At 61.8% G+C, this 24,681-nt stretch carries 26 protein-coding genes; 10 read left to right on the forward strand and 16 right to left on the reverse strand.

Annotation, left to right across the window (positions count from 1 at the left end; genetic code table 11):
* Positions 1 to 41 precede the first annotated feature (41 nt).
* Complete coding sequence (locus tag GH983_RS01165; protein ID WP_054150900.1) at positions 42 to 554, reverse strand: MarR family winged helix-turn-helix transcriptional regulator; 513 nt, start codon at positions 552 to 554, stop codon at positions 42 to 44.
* A 165-nt stretch (positions 555 to 719) separates the two neighbouring features.
* On the opposite strand from GH983_RS01165, the gene GH983_RS01170 reads away from it, so the two are divergent.
* From GH983_RS01170 to GH983_RS01180, 3 genes are all read left to right on the forward strand, one after another.
* Positions 720 to 2,276, forward strand: coding sequence for an AMP-binding protein (locus tag GH983_RS01170; protein WP_069042297.1), 1,557 nt, complete (start codon positions 720 to 722; stop codon positions 2,274 to 2,276).
* A gap of 49 nt (positions 2,277 to 2,325) precedes the next feature.
* Positions 2,326 to 3,153 carry a p-hydroxycinnamoyl CoA hydratase/lyase gene (locus tag GH983_RS01175; protein WP_054150898.1) on the forward strand — a complete coding sequence of 276 codons (828 nt, stop codon included), beginning with the start codon at positions 2,326 to 2,328 and terminating at the stop codon, positions 3,151 to 3,153.
* A gap of 276 nt (positions 3,154 to 3,429) precedes the next feature.
* Positions 3,430 to 3,621 carry a CsbD family protein gene (locus GH983_RS01180; protein WP_054150897.1) on the forward strand — a complete coding sequence of 64 codons (192 nt, stop codon included), beginning with the start codon at positions 3,430 to 3,432 and terminating at the stop codon, positions 3,619 to 3,621.
* Between the two features lie 115 nt (positions 3,622 to 3,736).
* Here GH983_RS01180 and GH983_RS01185 read toward each other — a convergent pair whose 3' ends face one another.
* From GH983_RS01185 to GH983_RS01205, 5 genes are read right to left on the reverse strand one after another with little or no spacing between them, the layout of a single operon-like run.
* Entirely contained in the window at positions 3,737 to 5,473 is a 1,737-nt protein-coding gene (locus tag GH983_RS01185; RefSeq protein ID WP_069042296.1) for a biotin carboxylase N-terminal domain-containing protein, read from the reverse strand.
* Between the two features lie 47 nt (positions 5,474 to 5,520).
* The gene (locus tag GH983_RS01190) at positions 5,521 to 7,122 is read right to left on the reverse strand and encodes a 5-oxoprolinase/urea amidolyase family protein (protein ID WP_153761398.1); all 1,602 of its coding nucleotides are present in this window, start codon (positions 7,120 to 7,122) and stop codon (positions 5,521 to 5,523) included.
* A gap of 7 nt (positions 7,123 to 7,129) precedes the next feature.
* On the reverse strand, positions 7,130 to 7,936 hold the full coding sequence (locus GH983_RS01195; RefSeq protein ID WP_069042294.1) for a putative hydro-lyase: 807 nt from the start codon (positions 7,934 to 7,936) through the stop codon (positions 7,130 to 7,132).
* Positions 7,937 to 7,957: 21 nt separating this feature from the next.
* Positions 7,958 to 8,722 (reverse strand): LamB/YcsF family protein, encoded by a 765-nt coding sequence (locus tag GH983_RS01200; protein ID WP_069042293.1) that lies wholly within the window; start codon positions 8,720 to 8,722, stop codon positions 7,958 to 7,960.
* Positions 8,723 to 8,744: 22 nt separating this feature from the next.
* Positions 8,745 to 9,959, reverse strand: a complete 1,215-nt coding sequence (locus tag GH983_RS01205; RefSeq protein ID WP_153763519.1) for an NRAMP family divalent metal transporter — start codon at positions 9,957 to 9,959, stop codon at positions 8,745 to 8,747.
* Between the two features lie 364 nt (positions 9,960 to 10,323).
* Here GH983_RS01205 and GH983_RS01210 point away from each other — a divergent pair, with 364 nt between their 5' ends.
* Positions 10,324 to 10,974, forward strand: a complete 651-nt coding sequence (locus tag GH983_RS01210) for a GntR family transcriptional regulator (RefSeq protein ID WP_054150891.1) — start codon at positions 10,324 to 10,326, stop codon at positions 10,972 to 10,974.
* Positions 10,975 to 10,995: 21 nt separating this feature from the next.
* On the opposite strand, the gene GH983_RS01215 is transcribed toward GH983_RS01210, so the two are convergent.
* The 3 genes from GH983_RS01215 to GH983_RS01225 form a co-directional block, all read right to left on the reverse strand.
* Positions 10,996 to 11,751: an SDR family oxidoreductase gene (locus tag GH983_RS01215; RefSeq protein WP_153761399.1), complete on the reverse strand. Its 756-nt coding sequence runs from the start codon at positions 11,749 to 11,751 to the stop codon at positions 10,996 to 10,998.
* An 80-nt stretch (positions 11,752 to 11,831) separates the two neighbouring features.
* Entirely contained in the window at positions 11,832 to 12,341 is a 510-nt protein-coding gene (locus GH983_RS01220) for an acyl-CoA thioesterase (RefSeq protein WP_054150889.1), read from the reverse strand.
* A 396-nt stretch (positions 12,342 to 12,737) separates the two neighbouring features.
* A complete protein-coding gene (locus tag GH983_RS01225) occupies positions 12,738 to 13,277 on the reverse strand; it encodes a histidine phosphatase family protein (RefSeq protein ID WP_246727473.1) in 540 nt (179 codons plus the stop codon).
* A 265-nt stretch (positions 13,278 to 13,542) separates the two neighbouring features.
* On the opposite strand from GH983_RS01225, the gene GH983_RS01230 reads away from it, so the two are divergent.
* The gene (locus GH983_RS01230; protein ID WP_153761401.1) at positions 13,543 to 14,637 is read left to right on the forward strand and encodes a GH25 family lysozyme; all 1,095 of its coding nucleotides are present in this window, start codon (positions 13,543 to 13,545) and stop codon (positions 14,635 to 14,637) included.
* A 22-nt stretch (positions 14,638 to 14,659) separates the two neighbouring features.
* Here the strand turns inward: GH983_RS01230 and GH983_RS24065 are convergent, their stop codons facing one another.
* Complete coding sequence (locus tag GH983_RS24065) at positions 14,660 to 14,836, reverse strand: hypothetical protein (RefSeq protein ID WP_171901566.1); 177 nt, start codon at positions 14,834 to 14,836, stop codon at positions 14,660 to 14,662.
* 365 nt (positions 14,837 to 15,201) lie between these two features.
* Here GH983_RS24065 and GH983_RS01235 point away from each other — a divergent pair, with 365 nt between their 5' ends.
* On the forward strand, positions 15,202 to 15,456 hold the full coding sequence (locus GH983_RS01235) for a hypothetical protein (RefSeq protein ID WP_153761402.1): 255 nt from the start codon (positions 15,202 to 15,204) through the stop codon (positions 15,454 to 15,456).
* A gap of 149 nt (positions 15,457 to 15,605) precedes the next feature.
* Here the strand turns inward: GH983_RS01235 and GH983_RS01240 are convergent, their stop codons facing one another.
* Positions 15,606 to 15,881, reverse strand: a complete 276-nt coding sequence (locus GH983_RS01240; RefSeq protein WP_054150884.1) for a BON domain-containing protein — start codon at positions 15,879 to 15,881, stop codon at positions 15,606 to 15,608.
* A 101-nt stretch (positions 15,882 to 15,982) separates the two neighbouring features.
* Here GH983_RS01240 and GH983_RS01245 point away from each other — a divergent pair, with 101 nt between their 5' ends.
* Together GH983_RS01245 and GH983_RS01250 are read left to right on the forward strand one after the other, a co-directional pair.
* A complete protein-coding gene (locus GH983_RS01245) occupies positions 15,983 to 17,674 on the forward strand; it encodes a sensor histidine kinase (RefSeq protein WP_153761403.1) in 1,692 nt (563 codons plus the stop codon).
* A gap of 62 nt (positions 17,675 to 17,736) precedes the next feature.
* Entirely contained in the window at positions 17,737 to 17,967 is a 231-nt protein-coding gene (locus tag GH983_RS01250; RefSeq protein WP_054150882.1) for a hypothetical protein, read from the forward strand.
* Positions 17,968 to 17,972: 5 nt separating this feature from the next.
* Here the strand turns inward: GH983_RS01250 and GH983_RS01255 are convergent, their stop codons facing one another.
* The gene (locus GH983_RS01255; protein ID WP_054150881.1) at positions 17,973 to 18,164 is read right to left on the reverse strand and encodes a hypothetical protein; all 192 of its coding nucleotides are present in this window, start codon (positions 18,162 to 18,164) and stop codon (positions 17,973 to 17,975) included.
* A 2-nt stretch (positions 18,165 to 18,166) separates the two neighbouring features.
* Positions 18,167 to 18,487 carry a hypothetical protein gene (locus GH983_RS01260; protein ID WP_153761404.1) on the reverse strand — a complete coding sequence of 107 codons (321 nt, stop codon included), beginning with the start codon at positions 18,485 to 18,487 and terminating at the stop codon, positions 18,167 to 18,169.
* A gap of 100 nt (positions 18,488 to 18,587) precedes the next feature.
* On the opposite strand from GH983_RS01260, the gene GH983_RS01265 reads away from it, so the two are divergent.
* Entirely contained in the window at positions 18,588 to 18,866 is a 279-nt protein-coding gene (locus tag GH983_RS01265) for a hypothetical protein (RefSeq protein ID WP_054150880.1), read from the forward strand.
* 281 nt (positions 18,867 to 19,147) lie between these two features.
* Here GH983_RS01265 and glgA read toward each other — a convergent pair whose 3' ends face one another.
* Together glgA and GH983_RS01275 are read right to left on the reverse strand one after the other, a co-directional pair.
* The gene (glgA, locus tag GH983_RS01270; RefSeq protein ID WP_194842820.1) at positions 19,148 to 20,599 is read right to left on the reverse strand and encodes a glycogen synthase GlgA; all 1,452 of its coding nucleotides are present in this window, start codon (positions 20,597 to 20,599) and stop codon (positions 19,148 to 19,150) included.
* A 128-nt stretch (positions 20,600 to 20,727) separates the two neighbouring features.
* The gene (locus GH983_RS01275) at positions 20,728 to 20,991 is read right to left on the reverse strand and encodes a DUF2934 domain-containing protein (RefSeq protein WP_054150877.1); all 264 of its coding nucleotides are present in this window, start codon (positions 20,989 to 20,991) and stop codon (positions 20,728 to 20,730) included.
* A gap of 287 nt (positions 20,992 to 21,278) precedes the next feature.
* Between GH983_RS01275 and GH983_RS01280 the strand changes: the two genes are divergently transcribed.
* Entirely contained in the window at positions 21,279 to 22,085 is an 807-nt protein-coding gene (locus tag GH983_RS01280; RefSeq protein WP_153761406.1) for a Ku protein, read from the forward strand.
* Between the two features lie 6 nt (positions 22,086 to 22,091).
* Here GH983_RS01280 and ligD read toward each other — a convergent pair whose 3' ends face one another.
* Positions 22,092 to 24,680: a DNA ligase D gene (gene ligD / locus GH983_RS01285; RefSeq protein WP_153761407.1), complete on the reverse strand. Its 2,589-nt coding sequence runs from the start codon at positions 24,678 to 24,680 to the stop codon at positions 22,092 to 22,094.
* Position 24,681: the final 1 nt, after the last annotated feature.

Raw genomic sequence — 24,681 nt, forward strand, 5'->3', positions numbered from 1 at the left:
TCCGGGCGGCCGTTTTTCTTTCGCAAGCATGTCGACAACGGTCAGTCGGTCTGGCTGTTGCGTGGCATGATATCCGCATAGACACGCTTCAGCCCTTCGATGAATGCTTGCAGTTCCTCGGGCGTAAATCGCGCGGTGAAGCGCAGTTCATGCTGTTTCTGGATGTTGCGGGCCTGTTTCAGGATCTCGGCCCCCGCCTCGGTCAACAGCAGCTCCTGGCGTCGCCGATCGATGGGGGATGGTTGCCGTTCCAGAAGATTGCGGCTTTCCAGACGGTTCACCAGCGCCATCATCGTTGCCCTGTCCATGCTGAGCTGGTTGGCGATGTCGATCTGGCTCACCCTCGGATTTGCGGCGATCAGTTCGAGGACGGCAAACTGCTTCTGCGTCAGCCCGATGTCGCCCATGGCGGCCGTGTAGTCCTGATAGATGGCGACATTCGCCATCCTGAGGTGAAAGCCGAGAATGTCGTCGAGGCGGCCTGTGCGTAATGGCGAGCCCACTTCGAAGACATCGTCGTCGTTCGCGGGCTTCAGGTCATTGTGTCGAGTCATGGCTCCTCTTCCAATCATGCGGCATCGAACTTACGGAATCATTCATGATCACTTTCGACTGCAACAGTCAAATTGCCGCTTGTCAAACACTTGGAGGTCAATTAGTATGTTTAACATACAATTCGCCAAGGAGGCCCCTGAGGGGTGGCGATGAGGAGGACAAACATGCAGCCTGAAATCAAGTCTGTTTTGGCAGTCAGGGGAGCCGTCGGTCTTGAGACGGACGATCCCGTCATCTACCGAGCCCAGGTGACGCCAGAACGGCCGGCGGTCTACGAAGTGGCGACCGGCCGAACCCTGAATTATGGGGCATTGGATCTGGCCGTGGCCCGCGCGGCCTACCGGCTTCTGGAGATCGTTGGTGATAATCCGGTCATGCAGCGCATCGCCTTTTTGGGACGCAACTCCATCGAGCAAATCACCGTCTGCCTGGCGTGTCAGCGCGCTGGTCTGGTCTTCGTACCCTTGAACTGGCGTCTCGGAGCGGCCGAACTCGGACAGATCATCGCCGATTGTGAACCCTCGCTGCTGCTGCATGATCCAGAGTTCGCGTCGGTCCTCGCGGAGATCTCCGAGGCAATGCCGCGAACCATCCCCATTGAAGGCGACGGTGGCTGGGCCGAGATGGTCGCGTCTTCACCGCGGGCAGAGCCAGCCGCGGTCGATGCGGATGCACCCTGCATCATGCTCTACACCTCGGGGACGACAGGGAGCCCCAAGGGTGTGGTCATCACACGCCGCAATGCCTTTGCCTCTGCCGTCAACTTTTCGCTGGTCGGTGAAGTCACCAGCCACTCCGTCACGCTCTGTGACCTGCCGTTTTTCCACACCATCGGTCTGGTTGCGATCGGCCGCACGACACTGATGATGGGCGGACGCCTGGTCATCTCCGATCGCTTCATGCCCGACCGCACCCTTTCCGTCCTCGGAGATCCGGCGCTGGGCATCACCCACTATTTCGCCGTCCCGCAGATGGCCGCGGCCCTTAGAAACTCTTCCGCCTGGGACCCGACGGCTCTGAAAGCACTGCAGGCGATCTTCATCGGCGGGGCGCCACTGTCGCCGGCGCTGATCGAAACCTTCCTCCAAGACGGCATTCCGCTCGTCAACGGCTATGGCATGAGCGAAGCCGGCACGACCATTCACATGCCGCTGGATCGTGATGCGGTCGCGCGGCATCCTGGCAGCGTCGGCTATCCCGCACCACTTCTCGCCGTCCGGCTGGTCGGCGATGACGGTCAGGACGTGCCGGATGGCGACGTCGGAGAAATCTGGGTGAAGGGTCCCTCAGTGACGCCGGGCTACTGGAACAATCCGGGCGAGACCGCCCGGGCCTTCGTCGGCGAGTGGTATCGCACCGGGGATCTTGGTCGACGTGCCGAAGGCGGCGTCATCTCCGTCCCGGACAGGCTCAAGGACATGTATATTTCCGGCGGGGAGAACGTCTTCCCGGCGGAGATAGAGGCCGTCATCGGCGCGCATCCCAAGGTAAGGGATGTTGCCGTGCTCGGGCTGCCCGATCCGAAATGGGGTGAATGCGGCGTCGCCTTTATCGTTGCCCAGGCAGACTTGCCCTCTGCCGACGAAATCCTCGCCCATTGTGCCGATCGTCTGGCATCCTACAAGCGTCCCGCACGCATCGTATTCCTCGACCATATCCCGCGAACGGCATCCGGAAAGGCGCAGAAGCACATTCTGCGCCAGGCCCATGCCAACAGCTGAACACCTTCGACCGGGCGTGAGCCCCCACGAAAAGCCTCAAGGAGCCACCATGACTGAGACAAACACCACGCCAGATCCGGTTCTGGTCGAATTCGACAACGGCATCGCCTTCGTCACGCTGAACCGTCCGGAAAAGCGCAATGCAATGAGTCCGAAGCTCAACATCCGCATGCTGGAAGTGCTGGACGAATTGGAAGCCGATGATCGCTGCGGCGTCCTCGTTCTGCGTGGCGCTGGCCAGTCCTGGTCGGCTGGCATGGACTTGAAGGAGTATTTCCGCGAGAACGACGGCAAGGGCCGTGCGGCCGTTCTGAAGAGCCGCCGTCAGTCCGGTGGCTGGTGGAACCGCCTGATGTATTTCGAAAAGCCGACCATCGCCATGGTCAACGGCTGGTGCTTCGGCGGCGCCTTCACGCCACTCGTTTCCTGCGATCTCGCAATTGCTGCTGATGAGGCAACCTTCGGCCTTTCGGAAATCAACTGGGGCATTCTGCCGGGTGGCAATGTCACGCGCGCCGTCGCAGAAGTGATGAACCACCGCGACTCGCTCTATTACATCATGACCGGCGAGACCTTCGGCGGTCAGAAGGCGCGCGAGATGGGCCTCGTCAACGAGTCCGTGCCGCTGGCTGATCTCGAGACCCGCGTCCGCGCTCTCTGTGCAAGCCTGCTCGAAAAGAACCCGGTGGTGCTCAAGGCTGCCAAGGACACGTTCAAGCGCGTGCGCAACATGCCTTGGGAACAGGCCGACGACTACATCTACGCCAAGCTGGAGCAGATGCTCTTCCTCGACAAGAGCAATGGCCGCGCCGAGGGCCTTAAGCAGTTCCTCGACGACAAGACCTATCGCCCCGGTCTCGGCGCCTACAAGCGCTGAGCGTCCAGTCAGACGGATCAATCAAACCGGTGATGCTTCGCGGTGTCACCGGTTTTTGTGTGTCCGGGAGAGCCGTTGTGAAGGGACAAGTCACGCCGTCACAGCACACATGAACCAGCCTCATGCAGTACATTTGGCCTCAAACATCGGAACGATTCTCGCCTTAAAGCATTTTAGGATCAAGCGGATCGTAAAGCAGCGCGAGATGGACTTTCCCGGCAGATGACCGGGTAGCGAATTGGAAGCTGTGCGTCACCGCCCACAAGGAGAACGAAAATGGGTTCCACATCCGACAAGATTTCCGGCAAGTCGAATGAACTCGCAGGCAAGGCCAAGCAGGCTGTCGGCGACGCGACCGACAACCACAGCATGGAAGCCAAGGGCGCCGCTCAGGAAGCCAAGGGCCATGGCCAGCAGGCCAAGGGTGAGGCAAAGGAAGCCGTGAAGAATGTCGTCGACAAGGCCTGAGGGTCTTCGGCTTCAGCGTTTGGCCCGCCATTGGCGGGCCTTTTGCTATTCAGGCGCGGCCGAGTAGATGAAATTGGTCGACGAGGTTTCGCCGACCCTGTCAGTGCACAGGCCCTCAGTCCAGATAGCGCGCGATCTCTTGCCCGGCAGCCAGATAGGCGCCTGCCTCGCTCTTGAAGCTGACACGACCACTGCGCGCAGCGATGACCTGGGTTTCCATCTTCATCGCTTCCATCACCGCAATCAGATCGCCGCTTTGGACCTCTGCACCCTCCTCGACCTTGAACGCCTGCAACGTGCCCGAAATGGGCGCGGCAATGCTCATGCTGTCTTCCGTCTTGCCGGATGAGGCTTGTACACCGCCAGCCTGTCCGCCGGAGATATTGCCGAGGCCGGAAAGCAGTATGGCTGGGATCGCCAGTTCATGTCTTTTGCCATCGATCTCGACATGGGTCCGGATCAGGGACGTGTCACATACCGGCTCTGGACGGGAGGCGGCCGCAAGCGGCTCTGCGAAATCCGTCTCGATCCAGCGTGTGTGGACGCGGAAGCCCTCTTCTCCGGTGAAGTCGCGGCTTTCCATGGCAGCGCGATGGAAGGGCAGGACGGTCGCCACGCCTTCAATCTTGAACTCTGCGAGTGCCCTTCGAGCCCGCGCCAGCGCCTGCTTGCGCGTCGAGCCGGTCACAATCAGCTTCGCCATGAGAGAATCGAAGGTCCCGGGGATGGTGGAGCCACTAGTGACACCGGTGTCCAGACGAACGCCGGGACCCGAAGGCGGATCGAAACGGGTGATCTTACCCGGCGTCGGCAGGAAGCCGCGGCCCGGGTCTTCGGCATTGATGCGAAATTCGATTGAGTGGCCGCGCGGCGCAGGGGTCTCAAGCACTTCGAGCGCCTTGCCTTCGGCAATACGGAACTGCTCCACCACGAGATCGATGCCTGTGGTTTCCTCGGTTACGGGATGCTCGACCTGCAGACGGGTGTTCACTTCCAAGAACGAGATGGTGCCATCGACCCCGAGCAGGAATTCGACCGTACCCGCACCCGAATAACCGGCGGCTGCGCAAATCTTCTTGGCCGCGTCATGGATCGACTGACGCTGCGCGTCGGTCAGGAAGGGCGCTGGTGCCTCCTCAACGAGTTTCTGGTTGCGCCGCTGCAGCGAGCAGTCACGCGTCCCGAGGACGAGCACATTGCCATGTTTGTCGGCGAGAACCTGCGCCTCGATATGGCGCGGCCGGTCGAGGAAACGCTCTAGGAAACACTCGCCACGACCAAACGCGGCCTCGGCCTCGCGCACGGCCGAATGATAGAGCTCGGCCACTTCCTCCATCTTCCAGGCGACCTTCAGGCCGCGCCCACCGCCGCCATGGGCGGCCTTGATCGCGACGGGAAGCCCATACTTCCTGGCAAAATCAATGACCTCTTCGGCGGTTTCGACCGGACCATCGCTGCCTGCGACCAGCGGCGCACCGACCGACTGCGCGATCCGCCGTGCCTCTACCTTGTCGCCGAGCGCTTCGATGACTTCAGGGGCCGGGCCAATCCACGCAAGCCCGGCCTCCTGAACCGCGCGGGCGAACTCGGCGCGCTCGGAGAGAAAGCCGTAGCCGGGATGGACGGCATCGGCTCCTGAACGCCTCGCAATGGCGATGAGCTTTTCAATGTCGAGATAGGTCTCCGCCGGGCGGCTGCCACCGAGACCATAGGCCTCGTCTGCAAGCTTGACGAATTGCGCGTCCATGTCGGGGTCGGCATAGACGGCGACGGACTGGAGCCCGTAGTCGCGGCAGGCGCGGATGATACGCACGGCGATTTCGCCGCGATTGGCAATCAGCACTTTCTTCATCGGGGTCTCCTCAGTGTCTCCCTGGCCTCTCATCGCGGCGGTAAGCGTCATGCCCTGTCGGGCACGATCTCGGCGAAGCGCGTGATGGGCCGGAACTGGATTTTTGCATTCACCGGGATCTGCCCGGCAAGATCGAGATGATATTCGGCAACCGTGCCGATGACCGGATAGCCGCCGGTCAGCGGATGATCGGCGAGGAAGAGCACCGGCTGGCCGCTATGCGGAACCTGGATGGCGCCGGTCGCCGTTCCCTCGCTTGGAAGCTCCGCCTTATCCTTGCGTTCAAGTGATTCTGGCCCTGAAAGCCGGATACCGACCCGATTCGACTGCGGCGTCACGTCGTAGACCTGGGATGCAAGTGTGGCGATGCCGTGCTCGGTGAACCAGTCGCTGCGCGGCCCCATGACCACGTCTAGCGTGACGATGTCACCGGGTGTGGGACAGTCGAAGGCTGGGCTCTCGGTGAGCGATACAGGCGAAAGACCGCGCTCGGACGTGCCAATCGCAAGCACCGCGCCCAGGCCAACCGCCTCTGGTCCCACGACGGCCAAGGTATCTGTCGATGCGCTGCCGAGAACCGGCGCTACGTCGATACCACCGCGAAATGCGAGATAGCTGCGAGCGCCTCGTGCGGCAAAGCCGAGCGTCACGCGATCGCCGGCTTCGAGCGAGATCGGCTGATAGCTGGACGCCTCGGTCACACGGCCCTTCGCGTCCAGGATGGCGACAGTGCAGGGAGCACCGGTCAGCGCCATCACACCGGGGCCGGAGATCTCGAACGAGAAACCGCCTAGCGCAATTTCGAGACAGGCGGCGCCGACAGGATTGCCGACGGTGCGGTTCGCAGCCCGGAACGCGCCCTGGTCCAGCGCACCGGCGGACGAGACGCCTTGCCCCGTCTGACCGAAGCGACCGAGATCCTGCACCAGTGCCGGCATCGGGGCGGCCGTAACCCTGATGGATGTGGATGCCGCATGCTCGATAACAGGGGGCGGGGCTACATCCGATGTGACCGAGGTAGTGACAGTCTGTGTCCGCTTGGCCAAATCAAAGAAGCGCACCCGGTATCCCGGCTGGAAGAGGGCCGGCGGCTCGCGCGTCAGATCCCACATTTTCACGGGCGTCGTGCCGATGATCTGCCAGCCGCCGGGGCTCGCCTGCGGATAGACACCGGAGAATGCACCCGCGAGTGCAACGGAGCCGGCGGGGATCTTCGTGCGCGGGCTCTGGCGTCGCGGTACCTGCAGCATCGGATCGCCGCCGACGAGATAACCGAAGCCGGGAGCAAAGCCGCAGAAGGCGACTGTGAACTCGCTCGCGGTATGTCGATCGATCACGTCCTCAATCGACAAGCCCGTCAGATCAGCGACATCCTGGAGATCCTCCCCGTCGTAGCTGACGGGGATCTCGACCAGCATGTCGGATGGCGGGATCTTCGCCGAGAGGTCGCGCGTGCTGATCGCCGCCGCGAGCCTTTCAGCCGTCAGCGTCTCCGGACGAAAGCGGATCATCAATGTGCGCGCGGCCGGCACGATGTCGACGACGCCGTCGACCGGCTGCGCCTCCAGCGAGGCGAAGAGCGCGAGCGTCTCGTCGAGATCCTTCAATTCGACGATCAGAACGGTCAGGCTGACGGGAAGAAAACGCATCTTGGCCTCAGGCGTGATAGGCGGAATCGGGAATGTCGGTGATGAACATGTGGCCGGGTGCGTGGGTGATGGCAAACGGAACTTTCGAGGCCATGACCGCAGCTTGCGGCGTCACTCCGCAGGCCCAGAAGACCGGCACTTCACCGGGGCCAATCCGAACGGCATCGCCGAATTCCGGTTTGCCGAGATCGGCAATGCCGAGCTCTTCCGGCGCGCCAATATGCACGGGTGCGCCGTGAACCGCCGGGAAGCGGCCCGAAATCGTGGCAGCATCCGCAACGCGCCCCGCCGGGATGGGCCGCATCGAGACGACCAGATTGCCTTGCAGTCGACCCGCAGGCCGGCAGGCGCGATTGGTCAGGTACATCGGCACATTCGACTTGTCGGTGATGTGGCGGATCTCGATGCCCGCCTCCATCATCGGCGTTTCGAAGGTGAAGCTGCAGCCGATCAGGAAGCTGACGAGATCGGGATGCTCCGCCCAGGCTGCACTTGCGTCCGTCACCTCCTCGGCAAGCTGGCCGTCGCGCCAGATCCGATAGAGCGGCACATCGCGGCGCAGATCAGCGCCCTCGGCAAGCACGGTCGCATGCGAACCCGGATCGGACACGTCGAGCACCGGGCAGGCTTTCGGATTGCGCTGTGCATAGAGCAGGAAGTCGAAGGCCCAGTCGCGCGGCAAGACGATCATGTTCGCCTGTGTAAAGCCCGGTGCCACGCCGGATGTCGGCTCGACGGCACCCGCGCGATAGCGTTCGCGGGCCGTCCGTGCTTCGGCCGCATCGACATGGCGCAAGGTCTCAAGATCGATCATCGAAGTCTCTCCTTGCGGATCTCAGCGATTGAGGAAGGAGCGCACCGCGATGCCGTCCTTTTCGAAGGCCTGTCGGATTTCCTGCGCGATGGCGACGGCGCCGGGGCTGTCGCCATGGACGCAGATGGACTGCGCATCGATCTTGATCCTGGACCCGTCGATCGCCTCGATCGTGCCGTCATGCGCGAGCTGCAGCATGCGCTGTGCGATGACTGCGGAATCATGCAGGACCGCACCGGCTTCGCGACGGGACACGAGCGCACCTGCGGGCGTATAGGCCCGGTCGGCAAAGGCCTCGGCAACTACGGCGAGGCCTGAGGCGCGAGCGAGTTCCAGGATCGGTGATCCCGCAAGGCCCATCATCACCAGTGTCGGATCGATCGCCTTGATGCCATCGATGACGGCCTGACCCTGCTTGGCGTCGTGGGCTATGCGGTTGTAGAGAGCCCCATGCGGCTTCACATAGCCGACGCTGACCCCCGCTGCCGCCGCAACGCCCTTGATCGCGCCGATCTGGTAGATCACGTCGGCGGTGAGTTCCGCCGAGGTGACATCCATGTCGCGCCGGCCAAAGCCGACGCGATCGGGATAAGAGACATGCGCCCCGATCGAAACGCCGCGCTCGGCGGCAGCCTTCACGGTCTTCCAGATGCCGAGTGGATCACCGGCATGGAAACCGCAGGCGACATTGGCGCTGGAGACGATGGAGAGCATCGCCTCGTCGTCGCCCATGGCCCAGGCGCCATAGCTTTCGCCGAGGTCGCTGTTCAGATCGATGGCAGTCATGTCGTCCTCCCCTTGGTGCGAGTTACGCGGCGGTCAGCAGCGCGAAGATTGGCCCAATCGACTTGTAGCCCATGTACCAGGTGAGCGCGCAAGTCAGAGCGCCCAGGATCAGCAGCCAACGCGGATAGCGATAGCCGCCCATCAGGTCGGATCGGGCCCAGCCGGCATAGATGAAGATTGTCAGACCGATCGGCAGGATGAGGCCATTCAGACCACCGACGAAGACCAGCATCTGTGCCGGCGGCGTCGTGATGATGATGTAGAAGAACAGCGAGACGGCGATGAAGATGACGGTCGCTATGTTGCGGGCGCGTTCGGTCATGTCCTTCTTGAAGACTGTGACGAAGGACACCGAGGTATAGGCCGCGCCGATCACGGAGGTGATCGCGGCTGCCCAGAAGATGGCCCCGAAGATCCGCATGCCGACATCGCCGGCCGCCGCCTGGAAAGCCTGGGCCGCCGGGTTGGCACCCTTGCCAGTGACGTCGATGACGACACCACTTGCGACGACGCCGAGGATGGCGAGGAAGAGTACGTAGCGCATGACGCCGGTGACGGCGATGCCGGTGAGGGCAGCGCGGTTCACGGCGCCGAGGTTCTCGATGCCAACAGTGCCCTTGTCGAGCAGGCGATGTGCGCCGGAATAGGTGATGTAGCCGCCGACCGTGCCGCCGACGATCGTCGTGATCGTGGCAAAATCAATCGTGCTCGGCAGGAAGGTCTGGAAGAAGGCGTCACCCACCGGCGGCTGCGAGACAAGCGCGACGTAGACGGTCAGGACGATCATCAACAGGCCGGCGACCACGATGACGCGGTCGATCGCCACACCTGCGCGGTGCGACAGGAAGATGCCGATCGCAATCAGTGCGCTGATCGATCCGCCCAGCTTGGGGTCGAGGCCGAGAAGCGCATTCAGGCCAAGGCCCGCACCGCCGATATTGCCGATGTTGAAGAACAACCCGCCGACGATGACGAGGATCGCCAGCACATAGCCGGTGCCGGGAATGGCGGCGTTCGCAATGTCGGAGGCACGCATTTTCGTCAGCGTGACGACCCGCCAGATGTTCAGCTGCACGACGAAGTCGATGAGGATCGAGGCGAGGATCGCGAAGGCAAAGGCCGATCCGAGCTTGGTTGTGAATGTGGCTGTCTGGGTGATGAAACCAGGCCCGATGGCGGACGTTGCCATGAGGAAGATTGCGGCGATCAAGGCGCCGCGGCGCGTCTTGGCGGACATGCCGCCGGATACGGCTCCATCGGGAGCTGTCGATGTCTGTTCCATGTTACCCTCTCGGTTGACCTGCCCTGCTTTGCGCGGGGCTTGTTGTTCACCTGCGAGGTTAGCCTCTCGTGGTTTCACAATTCTGTCAATATTGTTCAACGATTTTATTTTATCGTTCTACTTGATTGCCGCAATGTTGAGCAATTTGATGCTCGGATAAGCAGTTTTCGAATCTCCAAGAACAATTTTTGGCCGTGATTGGCTCCCGCCTTGCTGCGATTTCGCACATGGACGATAAGGCAGCGAAGCTGTCCACCGATCGTCGCTTCGGGATGGCTTGTGAAGCTGCACCGGGCTGACCGGCACCTGGGGAATGAGCATGGCAGAGACGGAAACGACGGCGGCCTTGGCGCCACGCCTGGCGGAAGCAATTCGCGACAGACTGATCAGCGGAGAGCTGAAGCCCGGACAGCGCTTGTCGGAAGCTGCCTTGAGCGCCGACTTTGCTGTTTCGCGCAACTCGCTGCGCGAGGCCTTCCGGCTCTTGACCAAAGACGGTCTGCTTCAGCACGAACCGAACAGGGGTGTCTTCGTCGCAACGCCCAGCATGGCCTCGATCATTGATATCTATCGCGTTCGCCGCCTGGTCGAGTGTCAGGCACTGTCCAATGCCTATCCCAACCATCCCGCAGTTGCTCGCATGCGGGCAGCAGTCGAGACCGCCCGTGCGGCGAGCAAGGTCAACGACTGGACTGCGGTCGGTAGCGAGAACATGAAATTCCACGCAGCAATCGTCGATCTGGCCGACAGTGAAAGACTGGCAGGGTTTTATGCGCAGATCGCTGCCGAACTGCGCTTGAGCTTCGGCCTCCTGAAGGAGCCGGAACTGCTCCACGCGCCCTATGTCGAGATGAATGCAGCCATTCTCGAAAAGCTCGTGGCGGGCGATCCGAAGGGAGCGGCTGCTGCCTTGGAAGCCTATCTCCTGCAGTCCGAACGGACGGTGCTGGCGGCCTTCTCCCGGATCTGAAGACAGATCTACAGGTGGCGCTCAGAGGGACGCGGTAATGCCTCCGTCCACATAGAGGATATGGCCGTTAACGAAGGACGACGCATCGGACGCGAGAAAGACGCAGGCCCCAGCCAATTCCTCGACATTGCCCCAGCGTCCCGCCGGCGTACGCTTCGACAGCCAGGCCGTGAACTCCGGATCTGCCACGAGGGCTTCGTTGAGCGGTGTCTCGAAATAGCCAGGCGCAATCGCGTTGCATTGCAGCCCATGGCGCGCCCAATCCGTCGCCATGCCCTTGGTGAGGTTCCCGACGGCTCCCTTGGTCGCCGTATAGGGCGCGATCGTCGGACGCGCGAGCGCCGTCTGGACGCTGGCGATATTGATGATCTTGCCACGCTTGCGTCCGATCATGTGACGCGCGACGGCCTGACCGACATTGAAAACGCTCGAGACATTCGCGGCCAGTAGCTTTTCGAACGCATCGGCCGGGAAGTCTTCCAACGGCGCCCGGTGCTGCATGCCGGCATTGTTGACAAGGATGTCGATCGGACCGACTTCTGCCTCGAAGCGATCGACCGCCTCGCGCACAGCCATATGATCGGTCACGTCAAACGGCAAAATCCGCACCTCGGGTCCAAGCTCGGCTGCAGCCACCTCGAGTTTGTCCAGACTGCGTCCGTTGAGCACGATCTCCGCGCCGGCCTGCTGCAAGCCGGATGCGAGCGCAAGCCCGATGCCTTGAGATGAACCGGTGATCAGCGCCCGTCGGCCCGAAAGATCGAAAAGCTTGTGCATGGTATCCGCCTTCACTCACAATGATCGTCACCCCGGACTTGGCCAAGGCACAATCAAAGTCAAGGCAATTGGACGGCTACTCAGTTTGCTGGAAGAGTTTCGTCCGCGGTCTGGCTCGCTTCCCTGAAGCGCGCTTCGAACTCCAGGCGCAGCGCCCGTCGTGTTTCGGCAGCGCGCTGGCGGCGTTTGCGAATGTCGGTTTGCGCCGCATAGAGAGGGACAGCCGTCGGTCTGCCTTCGGCATCGACAGCGACCATGGTGAAGTAACAGGAATTCGTGTGCCGCCGCTCGCCGGTCCGGATGTTCTCGGCCTCGACCCGAATGCCGACTTCCATCGAGGTCCGACCGGCATGGTTGATCGACGCCCGGAATGTTACGAGCTCGCCGACATGGATCGGCTGGCGAAACACGACCTGATCCACCGACAAGGTCACCGCATATTGCTGCGAGTAGCGCGAAGCGCAGGAATAGGCCACCCGATCGAGCAGATTGAGCAGCGCGCCGCCATGCACCTTGCCGGAAAAGTTGGCCATGTCGGGTGTCATCAGGACCACCATCTCGAGTTGACTGGTGTCGTGCGGTTCGTCCATGAGATGCCCTCTGCGCTTTTTTTCTGCTCCCCATCCTATTGTGCGGCGCGATAGGCGCAAGTGTCACACTGCGCAGGCAGAAGAGTTGTTGAAGCACCACTCACGCAGTCGAACGCTTCGCGCTTCCTGCCAACTCTGCGAGGTCAGCACAGCGTGCACGATTTTGCCGTGACTGCGACGACACCTCGGGATTGATCCCATTGACACGGCAGACCACGCGCACGAGCCGATCGATGCAGATTTTAGACTCCCGTCATGCCCGCGTTTGGAGAAATATGCGGCCGCCGACCCTGCCGGCGCGTCCGCTGGGGCATGTCTGGATTGCCGCCGCACCTAAGCCTGTTTCAAGTCATTTCATCACGCGCGGTCCCCATTTGTGCCGCATGATTTTTCCTGTCATGCCCCGGCGGACTGCCGGCCGATAACGCTGACCGCGCCGGCTGCATTCATGCTCGTGAAGACGAGTTCACCGCTGCGCGGAACGATCGATGTCAGCCCCGTGATGTTGACTTGATGCGTGACGAGCACCAGAGGCAGGTCGCCCGGACTGCTCGATAGCCAGGCCCTGAGCGCTTCCGTCTGTGTGGCGCCGTTCTCCGCCCGGCCGAAAAAGGAATTGAGAAGCGGCTGCGGCGACACCGGCCCGAGATCCAGTAGAAGCGCGGTGTCGAGACACCGGCACCATTCGCTCGAATAGACCGCCGCCCTGTCGATCCCGTTTTCGCGCAGCAAGGAGCCGATGCGCTGCGCCTGGGTCCGGCCCTCATCGGAGAGATTGCGCTGTGTGCTGCAATCGCCGAGGCGCATGCCCGGAGGATCGCCTGTCCCCGGCGCGATCGCATGCCGGAGAAGCACGAAGGCGCGCCTGGTGCGCAGTGCTTCCCAGGGATCGGCACTGCGCGCCGGCTGGCTCGCCAGTACGAACAACGAAGTCATCAGAAAAGAGCGTCGCGAAGGCATGGCGGTCGTTCCCTGGGCTCAGGATATCCGAATATACATTTTACGGAGTCCGAAACCCTTAGGATCGTGCCGAGGCTGCACATCTGTGTGAACGGACAGTATTTGGCGTCACAGCATCGAAGCCTGATGCGGCCCGTAAAGATTGCATTCACCTTTTCCCGGTAAAGCTTTGTTAGCAATTCCCAGAGGCCCCGGGTGTCCGACTTCGAATGCGCCCGGCATTAGTTTTGAGTTCTGTGCCATGCGTTCCAAGGTTGTCCCTTCGCTCCTCATCGGCTGTCTGGTACTTGCCGGCTGCAGCGCTCGGACCAATCCGATAGAAGCCCTGCAATTGCGTTCAAACCCAGCGCCTGAACAGGTTCAGACTGCAGCAGCCCCGACACCCGCCGTTGCCGTCAGCGAGCAAACCGGTTCCATTTCGTCCAGCGCCTCTACCTCCGGCCGTGACCCGCAGGCTTTGTCCTGGGCTGGTGATACGCCGAACCAGGCGCATTTCGATACGCCGTCCATCACCGCCGGCATGCCCGTACCCGATCAGCGCCCAATGGCCATGCTGTCCTCCCCGATACGCGCGGTCCTGGCACCACGGGACCCGGCAGCGCGGTCCAGCGGACGTCATCGTGTTTACAATCAGCGCTTCAGCGACGCCAAACCGATCAATTTCGGCAAGGTGGCACCGAAACATCATGCCGTACACGGCGTCGACGTTTCGCGCTGGCAGGGCAACATTGACTGGCAGACGCTGCGCAGCCAGGGCGCCAACTTCGCCTATATCAAGGCGACCGATGGCGGCGACCATCTCGATCCGATGTTTCGCACCAATTGGGATCGAGCCAAGGAGGCCGGCGTAAAGCGCGGCGCCTATCATTTCTTCTATTGGTGCCGCGTGGCCTCGGAGCAGGCGGATTGGTTCATCCGCAACGTCCCGCGTGATCCGGATGCCCTGCCGCCTGTTATCGACGTCGAATACAATGGCGAATCCAGCTGCCGCTTCCGCCTGTCGCCGGAAAAGGCGCGGGAAAAGATGCAGGTCTTTATGGATCGTCTCGAGCGGCACTACGGCAAGAGGCCGGTCATCTACACGGCCCCTGACTTCTACAAGGACAATCTGCGCGGCCACTTCCGCGATTATCCTTTCTGGCTGCGCTCTGTTGCGGCCCATCCGTCCAAGGTCTATCCGGACCGCAAATGGGTCTTCTGGCAGTATTCCGGCTCCGGCCTGTCGCAGGGCGTCAACGGCAAGATCGACCTGAACGTCTTCTATGGCTCGGTCACCGACTGGCAGAATTGGGTCGCCGGAAAGAAGAGCTGGGAGCGTGTTGCGGGCCTGCGTTGAGGCCCGCGTTCACATCTTCGCCTCAGATTGGTGATGGCTCCGTCACCGGCGGATCACGCGTCTCGTCGGGATTGGGTGTCGGCACCTCGTCCGGCAAGACATCCGGTTGCGGCTCATCGATCGGGACTTCCGGGGTCCAGGTCGGAGCGGGCATCGGGGGCTGGTCGTCATAGGGTGTCGAAGGGGTTGGGGTCGTCATGAACATCTCCCTGAGAGCCGCCCGCCGCGGGATGCGGCCGGGTCCGGCATCATGAAGAAGCAATTCCGCCGCCCTCGACTTTGTTCCTGAAAACCCTCCCGCCCTTACGGCCGCCATTCTAGGTTCCTCGCATCAGTGCCGTCACCTCCCGCTTCTCCCCATGCTTCGATCCGCAGGATGCACCGAGCGAAAGGGCGAGCGGTCATGCCGCAACATGCTCAACCATACATGCGGCATCTCTCACGGTTCGCGGCAGGAAGCCTGATCGTTACCTGCGGTTAGCAGGCGCTGACGAAGAAAAATTGCATCTTGGCAGGAACCCTTCAGCCGATCGCGCGTTCGGGCGGTATCAGGAGGAGTGCGGCATGACACAGGTGTATTGCGATATAGTCCCCCAGGCGAACGGTTGGTGTTTCCTCTCGGAGGAAGGACAGTCGGCCGTCTATCCGAGCTATCGTCTCGCGGTAGAAGCCGCACGGGAACGTTCCGCTAGCCAGGTTTCCGTCCAGAAGGTGACGGTTTTGCGCCAGCAGGATTTGCGGGGGCGCATGCAGGAGATCGCCGGCATTGCGCAGGCTTGGGGGCCGGACGGCACGACCGGAATGGGTGGGCGCGCCTGACATTTCGTCTGGCGAGAAAAATCGGAATATCGGTGAGATCGATCATCGCAAAGGTGGCTTCGACGGGTCCGTGGGGTTGGTGTGAAGCCTTTCCCCAGCGGCCGTCTGTCATGCGGCAGCGCGACATTTGCGACACCAAGTCTCCGCTGTCAGGGCGCTTCGCCGCTTTCCATCCGAACCGTGACCTTTTCGACCCCGGGAATTGCAAGTGCAACTTCCACGGCCCTGTCCATCTCGTCGCGCGTCGCCACCACGCCAAACAGGAAGATCTCCTTGCCAGTTGCGACGACGCGAAGGCCTTCGGCCCCGACGCCGTCGGAGGCGGCCAGCGCGTCGGCAACCTGCTGCTCGAGTCGCGCCTCGGCCGGGAACTCTTCGGCCACTTCGGGCGCCTCTCCATGGAAACGCTGCGGCTTGAAAATCATGGAAACCTCCTGTGTCGCGGTTATCTTCCTAACGCCCGCCCTCGGATTTGGTTCGCCAAGGTGCCCATGATTTCTGAGCTCAGCTGCGGGAGGGCGGCGCCTTGAACCGCGTTGGCAGGTTGTTTGCTGGTCTCTTTCCGACAGCGTCGATCGGCTCATACCTCGCCGCGATGGCCGTTCTGGCGACAGTGCCGCTGCTCGCCTTTGTCGCCTTTTTGCTGTTGCAGCTCGAGAGATCGCAGTTTCAAACCATGCGAACAGACGTGGCAGATGACGCTCAGGCCATTAGCCGAGCCGTCGAGCGCAAGATCGCCGATATGGAAACGACGCTTGCCCTTGTGGCAAACTCCGTCGAGTTGCAGCAGGGCGACCTTGAGGCATTCCACGCGCGCGTCGGAGAAAGCCTCAAGGAAAGCTCTCTCTATGTCATGTTGGCGCGGCGGGACGGGGTGCAAATCCTGAACACGCGGATGCCTTGGGGCGCTACGCTGAAACCCATGGCCAATCCGGGCTCGGTCATGGCGGCTCTGCGCTCCGGCAAGGCCGAGCTCTCAAACGTCTTCTTCGGCGCGACGAGTGAGCGCTGGGTGGTCAACCTCACCATGCCCGTCACCGCACGGACATCGGACGGTATCGACGCCATCGTGCTCACACAGGATGCGGCGAGCCTTGCAAGCCTTGCCGCCCGCGACGCCTTACCGCCCGGATGGTCGTCCGCGCTCGTGGATGGCGATGGTCGCATCGTCGTGTCGAATGGCGCCGAAAATCAGCCGTCCGGCACGCAGATCGAGCAAAGCTGGCGGGATCTGATGTATGGCTCCAACAGCAGTGCCGTCTTTTACCAGAACGGTCGGCAGTATCTGATGGGATATGCGAAAGTCGCCGACTGGCCATGGCGGGCTCTGGTCTGGGGCCCGGTCGACAGCCTCAAGGGCTCGTTCATCACCCTATGGCAGAGCCTCTTGATCGGCAGCCTCGTGCTGCTCACTCTGCTGCTCGGCATCGTTCTCGTTGCGGCACACCACTTGCGCTCAGCGATCCGCAGGATTGCGTTGATGGCGGAGCGCATCGGCCATGGCGAGATCGTCTCGCCGGAGCGCACCAAGATCGTCGAGGCCAACCAGGTGGCAGTGGCTCTGTCGAATGCCTCCTTCGACAGGGCGGAGGCGGAGGAACGCATCCACTTCATTTTGCAGGAACTCGTTCACCGCACCAAGAACATCCTCTCGCTCGTCCAGGCGATGATGCGGCAGCTGGCGCGCGGCACCGATGATGTCGAGGAGTTTCAGCGGGCCGTCAGCGGTCGCCTGGCAGGGCTCGCCCAATCGATCGAGGCGCTTGCCAAGCAGCAATGGGGAGGCATTCCGCTGACCTCTCTCGTCGATTTGCAGCTGACCACCGTCACCGGATCGGCTGACCGCATCCATCGCCGTGGTCCGGATCTGCTGGTGAATGCGAATGCAGTCCAAAACCTCGGCCTGGCTTTTCACGAACTGGCGACCAATTCCGTCAAATACGGCGCGCTATCGGTTCTCGAAGGCCGGCTTCGGATCGAATGGGAGGTGCTGGAGCCGGAGACGCCAGATGAAGAGCCCCGACTTCGGCTGCAATGGATCGAACAGTACGGCCCGCCGGTCACAAAGCCCACTCGGCGTGGCTTTGGATCGACCGTCATCGATCGTCATGCGGCCAGCGCATTTGCCGGCGACGTCACCATCGATTTCGACCCTGCAGGCTTGCGTTGGACGCTGGTCGCGCCGCTGTCCTCTTTCCTTGCAGGATCCACCGACTAGGCGGTCAGAGGAACCTTTCGGTGCGCCACGGGGTTGATGATGACCACTTTGGAGGACCGACCATGACTGACGATCACCGTGAAGCCGACAAGACCCGAATTCATGACGATGCGAAGGGCCAGTTCGCGGGCACACAGGCCGGCGGCGACAACAACGGTGTTGCCAGCGCCAAGCCGACCGTGGTGACAGGATCCGAAGACGCCACCGTCAACAAGTGGCCTCCGGGCGAGAAAGACGCGCCGAAAGACTGGGACGCCAATTTCGACATCCGCGAACAGACCAACCGTCGCTGATCAGGTCAGAATTTGCCTGACCCCATGCGCGCGCCATTGATCTGCGCGGGCACTGCCACGAGCGCGCGGGAGCGCTCACGAAGCGGCAGATCGGCGCGCAGCGGCAATGCCACCTGCGGGTGTTCCTTGGCCGCTGTGCCGCTATGCTTCGGCTTGCGCACCTGTGCGAGCAGTCTCGTCATTATTTTTGTGATCATATTCATTTCCTCTCCTTGATCGCCTCGGTAAAGCCGTTCGGTTCATTGAGGTCAGTCACTGTGCGCCGGAGGGCGGCTGCGCGCGCCTTGGCCGTGTCGAGGATCTCCCGGATCACCTCACCCTTCTCATGACCGCGCCCAATGCCGGCGGAGGGCTCTGCGCCCGGATCTTCCGCACCGTCGCGCAGGAGCACTTCCTGTTCGAGATTGCGCAGCAGTTCTGGAGCGCCTTCTGGCAAGATCAGGATTTCGCTCAGCAGCGAAACCAGGATTTCCCGGTGCGCGTTGAGCCGGGCCTCCAGCATCTTGAAATCGCTGTCCACGGTGTTTTCTCCTTCTGTGATCAGCCTTAGAAAGGGGAACATTGGGCCGCCCCAAAAGTTTCCTGAAGGCGTAATTTCTTCTGTCGAAAAGGAGTGGATCATGTCCGAGACGGTGCGTCCGCCACGCTGGCGTCGCTTCCCCGATCCGCGTGACCGGCTGATTGTCGCGCTGTTCGCCCAACTGGAGGCGGAACGGCAGACACGCGAAACACTGCGCCAGGCAATCCGCTCTGGCGCCATCGACCCCGCTGTACTCGAGGCCATCGCCGAAGACCCGGTTCCGGCGAGCAGCGATGACATTGCAGCACTCGAACGCACCATAGCTTTTCGTGAGCGCTTCAACGGCGATGGCGACTATCACAGAGAGGATTGGAGATGACCTGAACGAAGACAACGGCTGTTTTTGCCGTCCTTGCACTGCTGACCGCATGCGGCGATGGCAGCAACAGCGCGGGGAACTCCACGAACTCGCAGCAGAACGTGGCCCCCGGCACTTTGCCGGCAATGGAAACCGACCAGGACCCCACCCCGCAGACGGGGACGGGGGGTGCGGGCCAGAGCAGACCGAGCGGACGGACAAATCCCTGATCGCAGATCCTGAAATGAACAGAGGGCCCGGTATCTTCCGGGCCCTCTGTTCATGTGGAATGACAGCACGGGTCAGTGATGCAACTCTGCACTCGGTTCCGTCAGCCTTCCATAGACTTCCGCATAGCTTTCGGCACTGCGGTCCCAGGAATAGTCCGCACGCATCGCCTGCAACTGCAGCCTTGCCCATTGGCGCTTATCGCCATAGGCATCGATTGCGCGACGCAAGGCATGGCGCAGCCCTTCCTGTCGAACCGGATGGAACTGGAAGCCGGTGGCCACGCGGGCTGAAATCGCCGCATCATTGGCGTCGATGATCGTTTCGGACAGGCCTCCGGTGCGTGATACTACGGGCACGCACCCGTAACGCAGCGCATAGAGTTGAGTGAGGCCGCAGGGCTCGAAACGCGACGGCTGAATAATTGCGTCGGAACCGCCATGAATGAGATGCGCCGTGGGCTCGCTGTAGCCGACCGACACTGCCATGCGTCCCGGGAAGCGCGCCGCAGTCGCCTTCAGGGCATCCTCGATGTCGTGGTCACCCTGGCCATGCACGATGAGCCGCCCACCCCGGTAGAAGATCTCGTCCGCGACTTCGGCCAGCATGTCCATGCCCTTTTGCCACGTGATCCGGGTTACGGCGGAGAAGAGAGGACCTTCGCCCGGCTCGAGGTTGAAGCGCTCGAGCAGCAGAGCCTTGTTGTTCCTCTTGTTGCGCACCGTCTTCACATCGTAGCGGAAGGGCAGGTAGGGGTCCGTGGCCGGATTCCAGACCTCCTTGTCGATCCCGTTGACGATCCCCTGCAATCTGTCCATGCGCGCATTCAGCACACCGTCCAATCCCATGCCGAAGGTCGGCGAGAGAATCTCGCGCGCATAGGTGGGGCTGACGACGGTGATGTGATCGGCCGTCACCAGGCCACCCTTGAGGTAGCTGATGTCGCCGAAATACTCCATCTGCTCGACGGAATAGACCTCCGGCGGCAGACCGATCTGCGGCAGCAGCGATGCCGAATACTGCCCCTGGAAAGCGAGGTTGTGGATGGTGAGCACAACAGGCACGGCAGAGCCCATCTGCCGCAGATAGACCGAGGTCAGCGCAGACTGCCAGTCATGGGTATGGACCAGATCCGGCTTCCAGCCGGGCAAGACCCCAGCCGCAATCTCGGCGCCGGCAAGCGAGAGCACCGCAAACCGCTTCCAGTTGTCGGCATGATCGACGCCGTGCTCGTCGACATAGGGACCGCCGGGACGATCATAGAGCGTCGGTGCATCAAGAACGAAGAGGCTGAGGCCGTCGATTTCCAGGTGGCGCAAGGTCGCCTTCTCGCCGAGCAGATCGTCGAACTCCATCAGTGGCGGATGAAGACGCGCGAGCGCGAGGATCGACGGATATCCGGGCACGAGCGTATGGGTTTCTATGCCATAGGAGGAAAGTGCCTTTGGCAGCGCTCCGGTTACGTCCGCCAGACCGCCGGTCTTGATCAGCGGATAGATTTCCGAGGTGACCGCCAGCACATGCAAGGGAACCCTCGTCGGGTAGTGACGGCCCGGGCGATGCTCTTCCTCGTCCCGGTGATAGGCGTCCCGCACCCGCTGGATGAATTGCGCCCGGCTGAGCGCCAATGAAAGATCGCCTCCTGGCACCTTGGTCACCCTTTCCGGCTCCTTACCGCCTTTTTGGCCGGACGAACCGGTTCCTCGGTGATGACAAGACCTTCTTGCTCTGCCGAAGTCTGGGCCTCTGCGATCCGGCGGCCGGACTTGGCCGTGGTCTGGCGTGCTGCTGCCTGCAGGGTTTCCCAGTCGGTGAGTGCTGTCTGCCAATGAGCTTCGTCCCGACCATCGGGACGGCCTTCCTCTTCCCACAGCGAATAGGCCCGCCGGGCAATCCAGTCATAGTCTCGTTCAGGCATGGCAATTCTCCGTCGTCGCCCATTGCACGTTCCGCACGCAATCGTATTCGGCCGAGTGCGGTCTCGTCGCACCCGCCGGCTCCCCGGTCAGATCTGTCTTCGATACCCCCATACCGACTTCAAATCCTCCGGCTCATCATTGGAGAGGAACAGGCAAGAGAGGAACGCCATCAGGGGCAATCGGTTCCCGTTGCAACTGGCGATTTGAGCGCTCATCGGAACCGTTCCTTGCCGGGGGCGTTTTCAGTGGCAGTGCCGCGGCTGATGCCGTTCGGGAGGTTGGGCAAATGGTGCAGCGCGCGTTCTGGAAAGGCTATCTGAAACTCTCCCTCGTGACCTGTCGGGTGGCGATGACACCCGCCGTCACCGAAAGCAGCAAGCTTCGTTTTCACAACATCAATCGCAAGACCGGCAACCGGGTTGTAAGCCGCTATGTCGATGCCGAAACCGGCAAGCCCGTCGACGATGAAGATCAGGTGAAGGGCTACGAGCGCAGCGAGGACGATTACGTTCTGTTCGAGGACGACGAACTCGATGATGTGGCGCTGGAAAGCACACGGACGATCGACATTGAAAGCTTCGTCCCTCGCAGCTCGATCGGCTGGATCTGGTACGACAGTCCGCACTATCTCGCGCCCGCCGACAAGGTGAGCGAGGAAGCCTTCGCGGTCATCCGCGAAGCCATGCGTAAGACCGACACCGGCGGCATCGCCCGTCTCGTACTCTATCGCCGCGAACATGACGTGCTGCTCGTTCCCCGCGACGACGGCATGGTCGTCTGGACGATGCGCTATGGCGACGAGGTTCGCGAACCCGATCCCTTCTTCAAGCAGGCAGGCCGTTCCGAAGTCTCTGCCAGTGCCAAGACCATGATGAAGAAGCTGATGGAGGCGCGCCTCAGAGACTGGGATCCGAAGCTGGTCCGGGATCCGGTCGAGGAGCGCCTGCACGAAATCATCGAAAGCCGCACGAAGAAGTCCAGGCGGACGAAGCCGAAGAAAGCGGCAGAGCCGGAGCGCAAGGACAATGTCATCGACATCATGGAAGCCCTCAAGCGAAGCCTTGCTTCCGAGAAGACGACGACGAGGAAATAGCGGTCCCTAGCGGGTCTTTCTCTTTTTCCCGAGTGTAAACACCAGCGGCACTTCAGCCTTGCGGAAGTCGGCCCACGGATCGGCATCGAGGCTCGCCAGCCGTGCAGGCACATTTTCGACGGTGAAATGGTTGGGAAGGATGTCGGGGCTCAACTCCTCGAACGCGAGCGGCATCGACACCGGAGCGCCGGCCCGGGCTCGTGTGGAATAGGGGGCGACCGCCGTTGCCCCCCTGCCATTGCGCAGATAGTCGATCAGGATCTTACCCTTGCGTTTTGCCTTGCTGACCGTCGAGACGTAATCGGTCGGACTGTCAGCGCTCATGCCGTCCGCCAGTGCCTTCATGGCCGCTTTGACTTCAGGCCATTTCGCCTTCGGTTTGAGTGGCGCCACCACATGCAGGCCTTTCCCACCGGATGTCTTGACGAAACCGGTAAGGCCCATGTCTTCAAAGCGCTGACGCACCTCGAAGGCCGCTTCAATCACCCGTTCCCAGGTGACATCAGGACCGGGATCGAGGTCGATGTTCACCATGTCGGGCCGCTCGAGATCGCCCGCTCGCGAGCCCCAGGGGTGGATCTCAAGCGCAGCCCCCTGCACCAGGGACAACAGCCCTTCGATATCGTGAATTCCAACGTGACCCTCGTCGTCTTTCGGGTCGCGTATTGTGATGATCTCCTTGCGCATCCCACGCCACCCGTGCTTCTGGAAAAAGCACGTCTTCTCGTGCCCCTCGGGGCATCGCAACAAGGCGAGTGGGCGGTCGACGATGAACGGGGCGATACGGGGCCAGACCATGGCGTAGTAGTCCGCAAGCCCTTCCTTCGTGACGCCGGCCTCAGGCCAATAGAGCCGGTCGGGATGTGTCAGGGTAATGGCACGGCGTGCAGCCTGCGCTTCGGCCTTTTTCTTCCTGTCCGTCGCCGAGCCAGTCTTACCAGCTCCGGCCTTCTTGGTCGATGCAGTTTCCGTCGGCGCCTCCCGGACCACGTCCCGTGCGGCCTTGTCCTCGCGCAGCCCCCGGAAGGAGGCATGGCGCAGGTGAGCGTCTCCCGTCCATCCGCGAAACTCGATTTCTGCGACAATATCCGGCTCGACGAAAACCGCGTCCTTTCGTTCGGTGCCCGTCAGCTTGTCTTTAAACGGGCTCTTGTCGCGCAACAGTGGCTGAAGCTTGGTGAACACCTGCCTGGCCAGCGTTCGGCTGTATCCGGTGCCAACACGCCCGACATGGCGCAGTCCGTCCATTTCGTTGACGCCCATGATCAGAGAACCGATGGCCTTGTCTGAAACGGAGGAGGGCACATAGCCGCCGATGATCAGTTCCTGGCGGGCCGTACATTTCGACTTGACCCAATCCCGTCCGCGGCCGGACCGATAGGGCGCATCGGCGACCTTGGAGATCACCCCTTCGAGACTGAGGCGGCAGGCATGTTTCAGGACGAGATCGCCGCTCTCGTCGAAATGGCTGGAATATTTGAGCGGTAGGCTGACCTCGCTGATCAATGACTCCAGCACTGCCTTGCGGTCCCTGAGCGAGGCACCCGTCAGATCATGGCCATCGAGATGCATGATGTCGAAGAGGTAGTGTGTGAAGCGATCATCACGACCGTCGCTCAGATCCTGCTGCAGCAGGGAAAAGTCGCTGCTGCCATTGCCGCTTTCGACCACGATTTCACCATCGAGCAGCGCGGTCTGAACAGGCAGCCCCTTGAGGGCCGATGCGATCCGCTCACCGAAGCGCTCCGTCCAGTCCAGACCCGTCCGCGTCAATAGCTGCACCCGACCATGATCGATCCGTGCCTGGATCCGGTAACCGTCCAGCTTGATTTCGTGCAGCCATCGATCACCCTTGGGGGCCGACTTGACCAGGCGCGCAAGGGCAGGCGGCAGAAACTCCGGGAGGCTGCCTGGCTTTGCCCCCTTGATCTTCGAGCCATTCTGGCTGGAAGAGGCATGGCGAGTTACTGGCGCCTTCACTGTCTTGGATGATTTTGACGTATTGCGTGAGTTCCAGACGGCAGCCTTGCCATCGCCCTTCAGGCTTTCGATCGGTCGGCCGCTCTTCACCGACAGCGGCTTTTCTTCGACGATGTCGGGATCATCCGGTTGCCGTGCCGCCTCGTCTTCTCCTTTAATCAGGAGCCAGTTCTCGCGTGTTTCGTCTTCCTTGCGCGCCATGCGCACCAGATGCCAGTGTCCGCCGAGTTTCTCGCCCTTCAGCGTGAACTCGAGGTGGCCCTTCTTGTAACCTTTGCCGGTGTCGTGGAGCGGTTCCCACGTACCACGGTCCCAGACGATCACTTCGCCGGATCCGTATTGTCCGGGCGGGATGACACCTTCGAAGTCGCCGTAAGCGAGAGGGTGATCCTCCACATGCACCGCCAGCCGCTTCTCGCCCGGCACGAGGCTCGGACCGCGCGTGACGGCCCAGCTTTTCAGCACACCGTCCATTTCCAGACGCAGGTCGTAATGCAGGCGTCTGGCCGCATGTTTCTGGATGACGAAACTATTGCCCTTGCTCGTGACCTTTGCTGCCTTCGGTTCCGGCGTGGCCTTGAAGTCGCGTTTGCGGCGATACTCGGAGAGCGACATG

Source organism: Agrobacterium sp. MA01, assembly GCF_009650195.1.
Lineage (GTDB): Bacteria > Pseudomonadota > Alphaproteobacteria > Rhizobiales > Rhizobiaceae > Allorhizobium.